Origin of the sequence: Kitasatospora sp. NPDC056184 (genome assembly GCF_042268405.1) — a bacterium.
Lineage (GTDB): Bacteria > Actinomycetota > Actinomycetes > Streptomycetales > Streptomycetaceae > Kitasatospora.
Genome location: NZ_JBHJUI010000004.1, coordinates 260,654 through 272,618, shown reverse-complemented (window position 1 = coordinate 272,618; position 11,965 = coordinate 260,654). Strand labels below are relative to the sequence as shown.

Genomic DNA, 11,965 nt, shown 5'->3' with positions numbered 1-11,965 from the left:
CCCGGGGGACCGGACGGTGACGGGAGGGGCACGGCATGGTGAGCAGGAACAGCGAGGCCACGCGGGACGAGGGGAAGCCCGCCGGCGCCGACGGACCGGGGGCGGGCCGCACGGCCGGCCGGCGGCTGCGGCTCGGCAAGCGGGTGACCGGAATGCTGGCGGTGTTCACCGCACTGGCGGCCCTGACCGGTTCCCAGAACGGCCTCGGCTTCTCCCCGGTCGCCGCGGCGGGCCCGCTGGAGAACCCGTCCGGCTCGGTCGGAGTGGTCGCGGGCTCCCCGGCCGCCGGAACCAACGCCTCGCCCTTGGCCCCCACCGGCGTCCCCGGCACCGCACCGGTCGACGGCGGCGGCACCCTGCCGCTGATCCAGCCGCCGCTCGCCCCGCTCACCTCGCCCTTCGCCGACCCGCTGCGCACCGGGCCCGCCCTGCCGGAGACGGTCTTCGCCGCCTACCGCAAGGCCGAGGCGGCGCTCGCGCTGCGCTCGCCCGGCTGCCACCTGCCCTGGCAGCTGCTCGCCGCGATCGGCGAGGTCGAGTCCGGCCAGGCCGGCCGGGGCGCGGTCGACGCCGCCGGGACGACGTTCCGCCCGATCCTCGGCCCGGTGCTGAACGGCGCCGGCTTCGCGGCGATCGCCGACACCGACGGCGGCCGCTTCGACGGCGACGCGCGCTGGGACCGCGCGGTCGGGCCGATGCAGTTCATCCCCTCCACCTGGGCCTCCTGGGGCGTGGACGCCAACGGGGACGGCAAGGCCGACCCGAACAACATCTTCGACGCCGCCGAGGGCGCCGGCCGCTACCTCTGCGCGGGCGGCCGCGACCTGTCCGACCAGGCCCAGCTGGACCGGGCGGTGCTCGGCTACAACCACTCCAACGAGTACCTGCGCACCGTCCGGAACTGGATGGCCCACTTCGGCAGCGGCAGCCCGGTCACCACCCCGAACCGCCCGGGCACGCCGAGCCCGCTCGCCCCGCTGCTCCCCGTCGCGCCGCCGAGCCCGCTCGCACCGGTGACGCCGGGCCCGGTCACCACGACGCCCTCCGGGACCCCGTCCACGACGCCCGGGACGCCCACCGGCGCCCCGTCGCCGAGCGCCACGCCGCCCGGCTCGTCCTCGCCCTCGCCCTCCCCGTCGGGGAGCGCCACGCCCACGGAGCAGCCGAGCACCACCCCGCCGACGACGCCCGGCACCACGCCGTCCGGCAGCGCGAGCCCCAGCGCGACCGCCACCCCGACCGGCACGCCCAGCACGACGCCGAGCACGACGCCGACCGGCACCCCGTCCGGAACTCCGTCGACGACGCCCACCGGCACCCCGAGCGCGACGCCGACGGCGACGCCCACGGCCACGCCCACCGACTGCGCCACGCCGACGGGCACCCCCACCGGCACCCCGACGGCGGGCGCCAGTCCGTCCGCGAGCACCACCCCGTCGGCCACGCCGAGCGCGACGGCCACCCCGACCGGCCCCGGCTGCCCCACGCCGACCGCCCCGGTGACCACCCCGTCGGCGGCCCCGTCCGGCAGCGCCACCCCGAGCGCCGCGCTCTCCCCCTCGGCCGCCGCCCCCTCGGCGCACTGACCCGCGGCAGCCGGCCCGTACGACGACATCGGCCCGTCCCCCGGACATCCGGGAGGCGGGCCGACGCGCGCGGGCGACCGTCCGTCAGTCGCCCTCCGACTCCTCGTCCTCCTCGTCCTCGCCGTAGACGATCCCGGCCGCGCGGTCGCGCTGCTCCTGCACCCGCAGCGGCACATCCGGGTCCCAGTCCGAGGTCCGGGGCAGCTCGGGCCCGTCCGGCCCGAGGCGGACCACCGGTTCGACCCGGACCAGCCGGAACCGGCGCGCGGCCGCCCGCACCTCGTTGGCCCGCTCGGCGTCCAGCCGGTCGGCGGCCTCCGCGTACCGGGTCAGCTCCTCCTCGCCGATGCCCGGGTCCAGGCGGGGGGCGAACTCGCGCAGATAGGCGGCCAGGCTGTCCCGGGCGCCCTGCGGGGTCTCGCAGGCGCCGGTCATCGGCCCCCAGCGGCCGTCCCGGTACTCGGCGACGGCGCAGTGGGCCGGCAGGACCATGACATTGGGATAGAGGTGCGAGGCGAGCCGCGCCTCGGCCCGGACGTCCTCCGGGATGAACCGGCCGGACGGCACCAGCGCCATCATGTCCAGCCGCAGGATCCCGTCGACCAGGGTGACCCCGGCCGCCGGGTCGATCACGAAGCCGTCCACCCGGGAGGGCAGCCGGTGGGCCTCGCCGACGGCCGCCGGGTCCGGGTCGGTGGGCCGGGGCGGCTCGATGCCGTCCGGGCCCGAGCGCAGCACCTGCTCGGCGCGGAAGACGCGGTAGTCCCGTCCGGCCGCCGAGATCTCGTCGAGCGCCTCCCACTCCATCCGCCCGTAGGCCTCGGTGTAGGAGGCGCGCTCCTCGTCGGTGAGGGTCCAGGGGGCGGCCGACCTGGTGCCGGGTTCGGCCAGGGCCCGGGCCCGGAAGGTGTGGCCCAGGTCGTCCCGGGCGCCCTGCGGGGTGGTGGCGTGGAAGTGGAGGATCCTCCAGGCGCCCGTCCCGGTGCGCTCCAGGCTGCCGAAGACGGGTGGCATCATCATGAGGTTCGGGTACTTCTCGCGGGATGCCCAGGCCTCCAGGCCGGCCACCGCGGCGACCGGGTCGTCGGTGTGGGTGACCCGGATCGTGAGGTGCTCGGGTAGCTGCACGGCGTCATCGTCCATGCGGCCAGTGGTAGCGGACGCGCGGAGAGCGCCGCAGGGTTATCACGGAACTCCACCCGACCGGGCACGCCCGGCTCCCGGCGCGCTCGCGGAGCGCACCGGCGGGCCCGTCCCGGGGGCTCCGGGAGGGGTCGGACGGACCGGCCGGCCGGTGTGGCGGGCGGCCGGCCGGTCCGCCGGTCAGAGGTGCTTGACGAGCTCCGGCATGAGGTCCTGGAAGGTGCGCCCGCTGGCCGGCTGGCCGATCGCGGTCATCTGCCAGCCACCCGCGGAGCGCTGCACCTTGGCCATGATCTGCGCGGTGTACGCACCGCCGCCGGTGAGCGTGTAGCGGGCCAGCTCGGTACCGGTCTGGGTGTCGACCAGGCGGCAGAAGGCGTTCTCGACCTCCTGGAAGGTCTGGCCGGTGAACGAGTTGACGGTGAAGAGGATCTGGTCCACCTCGGCGGGCACGGCGGTGAGGTCGACGATGATGGTCTCGTCGTCGGTCGCGTCCCCGGAGCCGCCGGTCAGGTTGTCGCCGCTGTGCCGCACCGAGCCGTCGTTGCTGGTGAGGTGCTGGAAGAACACCACGTCGACCGGCTTGCCTGCGGCGAACAGCACGGCCGAGGCGTCCAGGTCGATGTCCTGGCCGGCGAACAGCTTCGCGAGGAAGCCCTTCTTCTGCGCGGCCCGCCAGCCGAGGCCCATCCGCACCACGCCCAGTCGGCCTCCACCCGGCTTCTCCAGGCTCAGCTTCTGACCCTTCGCCAGCGAAACGCTCATCGCGCCCTCCTCGTTGCTCGCCTGCGCTCGAATCTACAGCACTGTAGATCTTTTCCGCGCCCCGCGTACGCCCTCGTCCCGGGACAGCTCCATACCCCGCGGGCGCCCGGCGGAAGCAGGCGGTGCCGCATCGTCCGCCGACGGTACGGCACCACCGGCGACCCGAACGGCCACCAGGTCCAGCTGGTCGGCGAAGTTCTTGTCGCAGCCGCCCACCACCGCGCCGTTCCCGGGCCGGCCGCCCCGGACGATCACGCAGCGCAGGCTGCAGTAGTTCTTCAGCCGGCACCCGCCCCTCTGCAGCGAGACGGCCCACCACAGTTGGTCGCCGCAGTCCGCGCGGTCGGTGGTGACCACCGGCGACGGGTATCGGAAATGACGGCCGAGGGAACATCGCCCACGAATGGACCGGAATTCGCGGATCTTCCTGAATGGGGGTATTGGTCCAGACCTCTGGGAACCCGCAGCCCGCTCAGGCCGCCCGCTCCAGGCGGACCAGGGCGTCGACCGCCTCCGCCCCGTCGCCCACCGGGCGGCGGACCCGCTCGGCGCGGACGGTGCGCAGCCCGGTGCCGGCCAGGTCGGCGAGGACGTCCTCGGGGGTGAAGAGCACCGCCGGGTCCCGGGGGCCGCCGGCCCCCTCGGCCAGGTTGGCGGAGTCGTGGCCGACCACCAGCAGGGTGCCGCCCGGGGCGAGGACCCCGGCGCCCCGGCGCAGCGCGGCCCGGCGGTCCTCGGCGGGGAGCTGCAGATAGGCGACCAGGACCAGGTCGTAGCCCTCGGGCGGGGCCTCGAAGGCGCGGGCGTCGCCGTGCCGCCAGGTGAGGCGGTCCGCCACCTCGTCGGGCAGGGCGGCCGTGAGCCGTTCGGCGCGGCCGAGGGCGACGGTGGAGAAGTCCAGACCGGTGACCTCCCAGCCGAGGCCGGCCAGCCACATGCTGTTGCGGCCCTCCCCGGCGGCGAGATCCAGGGCCCGCCCGGGGGCGAGCCCCGCCAGTTCGCGAACCACCCAGCGGTTGGGTTCGGTGCCCCAGACCAGCTCGCTGGCGGCGTAGCGGTCGTCCCAGGCGCGGCTGTCCATGACCCGTACTCCGTTCGACGCGGGACCTCTCGGGAGGCCACCGTACCGGGCCCGCGCCCGTCCCACCGGTCGTGCGGCCGCCGACGGTCCGCCCGCCGGACACCCTTGACGGGGAATATTGGTCCAGTCCAATCTGTGATGTCGTGACCGCTGCGGCCCCCGGGCCGGCCGGCGCCACGATCCCGCACGCCCTGCCGCATCCTGCCCTGCCGCACGTGTTCACCCGACCGCGCGCCCCCCACGGCGTCCGGTCCGGCTCCCCCGGCCCACTCCGGGCCGCCGCACCGCCGGAACCCCCACTCCTCCGGAGGACCACCGCATGCACGACCGTGTCATGTCCGCGCGCCCCGCTGAGCGCCGGGCCGCAGCCCCGCGCCGCCGGGCGCTCGCGCTCGCCCTGGCCGCCACCCTCAGCACCGGCAGCGCCGCCCTCGCGCTCTCCCTCGACACCGCCTCGGCCGCCGCCGTCAACCTGCTCGGCAACGGCGACCTCGAAACCGGCACCCTGGCCGGCTGGACCTGCGCCAACGGATCGGTCGTCACCACGCCGGTGCACGGGGGCGGTTACGCCCTCAACGGCGCCGCCTCGGCGTCCGACACCGCGCAGTGCCAGCAGACCGTCGCCGTGGCGCCGAACACCACCTACACCCTGGCCGGCTGGGTGCGCGGCAACTACGTCTACCTGGGCGCCACCGGAACCGGCGTCAACTCCCAGAGCTGGGCGCCCAACGCCACCGGCTGGACCCAGCTGAGCACCACCTTCACCACGGGCGCGGCCACCACCTCGGTGACGGTCTTCACCCACGGCTGGTACGGCACCGGTGCGTACCAGGCCGACGACCTCAGCCTCACCGGCCCGGCGGGCCCGACCGGCACGGCCAGCCCGACGGCCACCAACAGCCCCACCGCCACGAGCAGCCCCACGGCCACCAACAGCCCGACCGCGACGAACAGCCCCACGGCGACCAACAGTCCGACCGCCACCAACAGCCCGACGGCCACCAACAGCCCCACCGTGACGCCCACCGCCACCTCGACCGGCACCGGCCCCGCCGGGGACGGCAAGGTCACCACCCCGAGCGGCGTCACCGTCTCCAAGGTCACCCACAACGCCGTGGTCCTCACGTGGCAGCCGTCCACCGCGACCGCCGGCGACGCCCCGGTCGCGTACAAGGTGTACGCGGGCGACCAGTTGGTCGCCACCTCGATGGGCACCTCGGTGGCGGTCAGCTCGCTGCTGCCGACCCGCGGCTACACCTTCACCGTCCAGGGCTACTCCGGCAGCCACGCCTCGGCCCAGTCCGCCCGGGTGAGCACCACCACCGCCGCGGCGCCCGCCAACAGCCCGTTCCGCGCGGCCTACTTCGACCAGTGGGGCGTCTACGAGAACGCGTACCACGCGAAGAACGTCGACACCAGCGGCGCCGCCGGCAAGCTGGACGTCCTCCAGTACGCGTTCGCCAACATCCACCCGACCAACCTGACCTGCTTCCAGGCGGTCAAGGCCTCGGACTCGGCCAACGAGAACAACCCGAACGCCGGCGACGGCGCCGGCGACGCCTACGCGGACTACCAGGCCGACTACAACGGCGCGGCCAGCGTGGACGGCACCGCCGACACCTGGGAGCAGCCGCTCAAGGGCAACTTCAACCAGCTGCGCCAGCTGAAGGCCAAGTACCCGAACCTGCGGATCGCCATCTCCATCGGCGGCTGGACGTACTCCAAGTACTTCTCGGACGCGGCCGCGACCGACGCCTCCCGCAAGAAGTTCGTCTCCTCCTGCCTCGACATGTTCCTCAAGGGGAACCTGCCCGCCAACGTGGCCGGTGACCCGGCGGGCGGCGCCGCGGCGGCGGCCGGGCTCTTCGACGGCATCGACCTCGACTGGGAGTACCCGGGCTCGGCCGGCGGCCACACCGGCAACCACTACTCCCCCGCCGACAAGCAGAACTTCACCCTGCTGCTGAAGGAGTTCCGCACCCAGCTGGACGCCCTCGGCAACGCCCAGGGCAAGAAGTTCCTGCTGACCGCGGCGCTGCCCAGCGGCCAGGACAAGATCGCGCAGCTGGAGACCGACAAGATCGGCGCGTACCTGGACTACGCCGACGTCATGACCTACGACATGCACGGCGCGTGGGACGCCAAGGGCCCGACGAACCACCAGGACCCGCTGCACGACAGCCCGGCCGACCCGACCACGCCGATCACCCCGGGCAACCGCAAGTACAACGTCGACACCACGATCACCGCGTACACCACCGGCCTGCCGGAGTACGGCATCGCGGGCGGCTTCCCGGCCAACAAGATCGTGCTGGGCGTGCCCTTCTACTGGCGGGGCTGGACCGGCGTGCCGGCCGGCAACAACTTCGGCCTCTACCAGAGCGCGACCGGCCCGACCCCGGCCAAGCCGCTGAGCGCGGAGGCCGGCCTGGCCGCCTGGAAGGAGCTCAACCCGACCGCCGCCAACACCCACTGGGACCCGGTGACCGAGTCCTCCTGGGTGTACGACGGCACCAACTTCTGGACCGGTGACACCCCGCAGGCCGTCCAGGCCCGCGGCGCCTACGCGAAGAGCAAGGGCCTGGCCGGGATGTTCGCCTTCTCCCTGGAGAACGACGACGCCTCCGGCACCATGCTCAACGCGATGAGCGGCAGCCTGAACTGACGCTCCGCGTCAACGGTCCCTGCGGGGCCGGCCGGTGGTGGTGCACCGGCCGGCCCCCGGGGGCTTCGCGGCACCCGCAGGGCGCTCCGGAACCGGCGGGCCGACCTCAGCGCTCCGGCACCGGGTCGACCCCGCCGCCGCGCCGGGCCACGCCGGGGCGGCACCGCAGCAGCCGGCCCGCCGTGAGCCGGGCACCGCGCAGCGCGCCGTGCCGGTGCAGCGCCTGGACGGCGTAGGTCGAGCAGGTCGGGGTGTACGGGCAGCAGGCCGCGCGCTTCGGGCTGATCTCGGTGCGGTAGTGGCGCACCGCGCCGTACAGCACCCCGGCGGCCAGGCCCCGCGGCGGCGGCGCGGCGGGGTCCGCGCGGTGCGCCGCCCGCCGCCCCCGGCCGCCGGTGAGGGCGAACCGGACGCCGGCGGCCGTCATCACCGGGAACAGGGCGATCAGGCAGGGGCCGTCGCACCCGCCGCCGCCACCCCCGCACCCGCCGTTGCCGCCGCCGCAACCGCCGCCGCCTCCTCCTCCGCTGCAACCGGAGGGGAGGCAGTCCTCCGGGTCGTTGTCCTTCTTCCGCTCCCCGTGCCTGCGCAGGTACGCCTTCCACTCCTGCTGCCGGCGCTTGCGCCGGCGGCGTTCCTCGGCCGGCAGCCACCACCAGGCGCGTCCAGGGCGTTGGGTGGTCGGGAACGGTTCGCCCTGGGCGGGCTGCTGATGGGACAACGCTGACGGTTCCTCTCGGCGCGGGCACGCCGGGGCCGACCCCCAACGGCTCGCTCAGAGTATCGAAGGCCGCGGGCGCGGGGGTCGGCCGCCCGGAGGACCGGGGACGGCGCTCAGCCGCTCCCGCCGCCCAGGTGCGGGAACAGGTCGGTGAACGTCTGGGTGGTGACCGAGACGCTGCGGCCGAACGGGTCGTCGAAGTCCCAGATCAGGAACAGCAGGAAGGCGATCAGCGCGCTGAACGCCCCGGCCAGCAGCAACTCCCGGGTGGAGCGCCGGATCTGCAGGGCGAACACCATGCCGACCGTCACCACCGCGCCCACGATCAGGCCGAACCAGACCACACCGGGCATGGTCGGGCCGGCGTTCTGGCCGCGCGCGTTGCGGGCGTCGTCGGCGATGCTGATCCGGTCCATGATCGGCTGATAGGCCTGGGCCTCCAGGTCGGAGGCCGGGGCGCGGGTCGCGACGTCGGTGCGCAGCTTCTCCAGCAACTCGGTGCCCCGGTCGGAGATCTCGCCGTTCTCGCGCATGTACGTCCACTCCACGTCCACGACGTAGGAGACGTAGGCGTCGACGTCGTCGCGGATCTTGTCGCGGAACTCCACCGGGTAGACCTGCGCCCGCTCGCTCACCTCGTGCAGCGACTGCGCCTCGCGGAAGACGTCGTCCTGGGCCACGCCCCGCGCCTCCCAGACGCCGGCGATGGCGAGGCCGAGCACGATCGCGTAGACCACGCCGATCATCATCGTCATGTACTCGATGACGTCGGGCGTCTCGTCGGTGTCCTCGTCCGCACCGGCGCGGCGGTGCCTCAGCAGCACCACCGCCACCACGACGGCGCCGGCCGCCAGCATGGCGATGGCCAGCGCCAACCACTCGGACATGGGAACTCCTTTCTCGGTCGGGGATCGACAGGGTCGATCGGAAACAGTCGGGACCGTTCGTCGGGCCGGGAACGGTCCGACGAACGGGAAGCGAAGGGGGAAGGGGAACGGAAGGGGAGGCGGCGTCAGGAGCCGCTGGAACCACCGGAGCCGCCGGAACCGCGGGAGCCTCCACTGCCACCGCGACCGGCTCGCCCACGGGGGCGCAGGGCCGCCGCCGCGAGGACCGCGGGCACGGTGACCACCAGCATGGTCCTGGTCGGCGAGCCGCCGTGGTGCCGCTCGGGTGCCTCGACGGGCGGCGGGGCCGGCGGGACGGGCCGCAGCGTCACGGCCGACCGCACCGGGCTGGGCACCGGGGGCGTCGGGGCCGGGCTGGGCGGCGGCGGGGTCGGCGCGGGCGGTTCGGGCGCGGGCGGCGGCGGGACCACCGGCGCGGGCGGCGGGGTCGCCGGTCTCGGCGTGGGGGTGGGAACGGGGGCCGGCGGCCGGGGCGACGCGGGCGGCGGGGTGGGCCTCGGCGTCGGAGCGGGCGGGGCCGGCGGGGCGGGCTGTACCGGAGCCCGGCTCGGCGGCGGCGTGGGCACCGGGGTCGGCACCGGGGTGGGCACCGGCGTGACGGTCGGTGTCGGTGTCGGTGTCGCGCTGGGGGTCGGCGTCGGGGTGGGCCGGGGCGTCGGCGTGGGAGTCGGGGTCGGCGTGGGAGTCGGCGTGGGCGACGGCGACGGACAGGGGTGGTGGTGCGTCGGCTTCGGCGGCCAGGGCTTGGTGGGCCACGGCTTCGGGGTCGGCGTCGGGTGCGGGTGGTGCAGGACCCCGGAGAGGTCGACGCTCACACCGACCTCGACGTCCACGTCCACCTCGACGTCCACGCCGCCCCGGTCGACCCCGACCGCGACGTCCGTCCTCGTGGTGACGCAGGTCCCGACGACCGGCCCGTGCGGCCACCCCCCGCCGTGCTGCGCCGCCGTGGGGCGCGCGGCGGCGGAGCCGCTCACCAGCGCGCAGAGCGCGGCCACCCCGGCGGCCGCCCCGACCAGCCCGATCCGCCGCGCACGGGGGCCGCCGGAGGCACCGTGCCCGGCGGCGACGGGTGCCGGGCTCCGGTCCGCGGTCACGACGGCCCGTCCATCGGTATCCGCCGGGGCGGCTGGGGCTGCGGCATGGCTCCGTGCACCTCTCGTGTCGTCAGGAGGTCGGCCGCGCCGGGCGGGGGCCGACACCGGACGGCCCGCCGCAAGGGCGGGCCGTCCGGCATCCGGTGAAACGATCATGCGGTGGACCGGTTACGCCCGGCCCGGGGCGGGCCCTCCGGGGACGGCCCGCCCGAGCTGCGCCTCAGCGGCGCCCGTGCGCGATCTCGACGTTCTCCAGCACACCGACCGCGTCCGGAACCAGGATCGCGGCGGAGTAGTAGGCACTCACAAGGTAGGAGATGATCGCCTTCTCGTCGATGCCCATGAACCGGACCGACAGGCTCGGCTGGTACTCGTCCGGAATTCCGGTCTGGTGCAGGCCGATGACGCCCTGGTTGTCCTCGCCGGTACGGATCACCAGGATCGAGCTGGTGTTCTCCTTGCTGATCGGGATCTTGTTGCACGGCAGGATCGGAACGCCGCGCCACGCCGGCACCTGCTGCCCGCCGAGGTCGACGTGGTGCGGGTAGAGCCCGCGCGCGTTCAGCTCGCGGCCGATCGCGGCGATGGTCCGCGGGTGGGCGAGCAGGTAGTCGGGGTCGCGGCGGCGGTTGAGCAGCTCGTCCAGGTCGTCCGGGGTGGGCGGGCCGGAGTGGGTCTGGATCCGCTGGTCGAAGTCGGCGTTGTTGAGCAGGCCGAACTCCGGGTTGTTGACCAGCTCGTGCTCCTGGCGCTCGCGCAGGGCCTCGATGGTCAGCCGGAGCTGGTGCTCGATCTGGTTCATCGGCTGGTTGTAGAGGTCGGCGACCCGGGTGTGCACCTTGAGGATCGTCTGGGCGACACTCAGCTCGTACTCGCGCGGCTTCAGCTCGTAGTCCACGAAGGCGCCGGGGAGCTGGTACTCGCCGTGGTGGCCGGCCGACATGGCGATCTCGGCCTCGCCGCGCTCGTTCTGGGCCTGGAGCGGCAGGGCGAGGAAGGACTCCAGGTGCTGCCGCAGCGCGGGCGAGTCGTCCCGGATCCGCTCGAAGTCCCGGCGGGGCAGCGAGAGCACGGTGCCGGCGGTGACCGTCTTGGCCGTGAACTCCCAGACCGCGTCCGCGTCGAGCACCGCGTGCTCGCCGAAGCGGTCGCCGTCGCCGAGCACGCTGACCACCGTCTCGTCACCGTACTTGCCGGTGCCGATCTGGTTGATCTTGCCGTGCGCGATCAGGTAGATCCGGTCCGCGGGCGCACCGCGCTCGGCGAGCACCTCGCCCGGGCCGAAGTCGCGCTGCTCGCACCGGTCGGCCAGCGCGGCGAGCACCTCGTCGTCCTCGAAGCCGCGCAGCAGCGCCAGTTCGCCGAGCTCCTGCGGGATCACCCGGACCTCGGAACCGGTCTTGATGAACTCGATCCGGCCGTCGCCCACGGTGTAGGTCAGCCGGCGGTTGACCCGGTAGGCGCCACCGGCGGCCTGCACCCAGGGCAGCACCTTGAGCAGCCAGCGGGAGGTGATCTCCTGCATCTGCGGTGCGGACTTGGTGGTCGTGGCAAGATTGCGCGCAGCGGCCGTCGTCAGGCTGGACTGCTGGGCCACCTGCGGTGTCTCCGGGGTGGTCGTCTCCACGGACATCGGCAGGGATCTCCTTCGTGTGATCGGGTCACGCCGACCCGTCGTACGGCCGGCGGCAGCCGGTGTCTCGATTGCGACGGATCATCAGATACGCGTATCGGTGGGAGTGTTGGCGGCCTTCGCGATGCGGTGCTCCCGCTCGGGCAATCCATCGGAACCCTAGATCACCAAGGACCCGGCAACCCCGCACCGCAGCCGAGCGCCCCCCGATAGGGTGAATCTCTCCGATCGGAAGGTTTGAATCCGAGGACCGCGTGCCACCCGGACCGCCCATTCCTACGCATGCGAATCGCCCAGACGTAGGAACGATCCACCCCACCCGAACGGGGGAGCGTGCGGACCTGTCCCCCAGCCGGTGAGGCCCGG

General features: G+C 74.4%; 10 protein-coding genes. 2 read left to right on the top strand and 8 right to left on the bottom strand.

What is annotated here, in order from left to right; all coding sequences use genetic code 11:
* Nucleotides 1-35 precede the first annotated feature (35 nt).
* Nucleotides 36-1,586 carry a lytic transglycosylase domain-containing protein gene (locus ACFC0B_RS11145; protein ID WP_376084802.1) on the top strand — a complete coding sequence of 517 codons (1,551 nt, stop codon included), beginning with the start codon at nt 36-38 and terminating at the stop codon, nt 1,584-1,586.
* A gap of 84 nt (nt 1,587-1,670) precedes the next feature.
* Here the strand turns inward: ACFC0B_RS11145 and ACFC0B_RS11140 are convergent, their stop codons facing one another.
* The 4 genes from ACFC0B_RS11140 to ACFC0B_RS11125 form a co-directional block, all read right to left on the bottom strand.
* Nucleotides 1,671-2,729, bottom strand: a complete 1,059-nt coding sequence (locus tag ACFC0B_RS11140) for a DUF5954 family protein (RefSeq protein ID WP_376084800.1) — start codon at nt 2,727-2,729, stop codon at nt 1,671-1,673.
* A gap of 180 nt (nt 2,730-2,909) precedes the next feature.
* Nucleotides 2,910-3,494, bottom strand: coding sequence for a TerD family protein (locus tag ACFC0B_RS11135; protein WP_376084798.1), 585 nt, complete (start codon nt 3,492-3,494; stop codon nt 2,910-2,912).
* Nucleotides 3,495-3,527: 33 nt separating this feature from the next.
* Nucleotides 3,528-3,851 carry a hypothetical protein gene (locus tag ACFC0B_RS11130; RefSeq protein ID WP_376084796.1) on the bottom strand — a complete coding sequence of 108 codons (324 nt, stop codon included), beginning with the start codon at nt 3,849-3,851 and terminating at the stop codon, nt 3,528-3,530.
* A gap of 115 nt (nt 3,852-3,966) precedes the next feature.
* Nucleotides 3,967-4,575, bottom strand: a complete 609-nt coding sequence (locus ACFC0B_RS11125) for a class I SAM-dependent methyltransferase (protein WP_376084795.1) — start codon at nt 4,573-4,575, stop codon at nt 3,967-3,969.
* A 319-nt stretch (nt 4,576-4,894) separates the two neighbouring features.
* Between ACFC0B_RS11125 and ACFC0B_RS11120 the strand changes: the two genes are divergently transcribed.
* Nucleotides 4,895-7,240, top strand: coding sequence for a glycosyl hydrolase family 18 protein (locus tag ACFC0B_RS11120; protein WP_376084793.1), 2,346 nt, complete (start codon nt 4,895-4,897; stop codon nt 7,238-7,240).
* A gap of 106 nt (nt 7,241-7,346) precedes the next feature.
* Here ACFC0B_RS11120 and yidD read toward each other — a convergent pair whose 3' ends face one another.
* The 4 genes from yidD to ACFC0B_RS11100 form a co-directional block, all read right to left on the bottom strand.
* The gene (gene yidD / locus ACFC0B_RS11115) at nt 7,347-7,961 is read right to left on the bottom strand and encodes a membrane protein insertion efficiency factor YidD (protein WP_376084792.1); all 615 of its coding nucleotides are present in this window, start codon (nt 7,959-7,961) and stop codon (nt 7,347-7,349) included.
* Between the two features lie 113 nt (nt 7,962-8,074).
* Entirely contained in the window at nt 8,075-8,848 is a 774-nt protein-coding gene (locus tag ACFC0B_RS11110) for a hypothetical protein (RefSeq protein WP_376084790.1), read from the bottom strand.
* A 125-nt stretch (nt 8,849-8,973) separates the two neighbouring features.
* A complete protein-coding gene (locus tag ACFC0B_RS11105) occupies nt 8,974-9,966 on the bottom strand; it encodes a hypothetical protein (RefSeq protein ID WP_376084789.1) in 993 nt (330 codons plus the stop codon).
* Nucleotides 9,967-10,186: 220 nt separating this feature from the next.
* Nucleotides 10,187-11,599, bottom strand: coding sequence for a family 2B encapsulin nanocompartment shell protein (locus ACFC0B_RS11100; protein ID WP_376084787.1), 1,413 nt, complete (start codon nt 11,597-11,599; stop codon nt 10,187-10,189).
* Nucleotides 11,600-11,965: the final 366 nt, after the last annotated feature.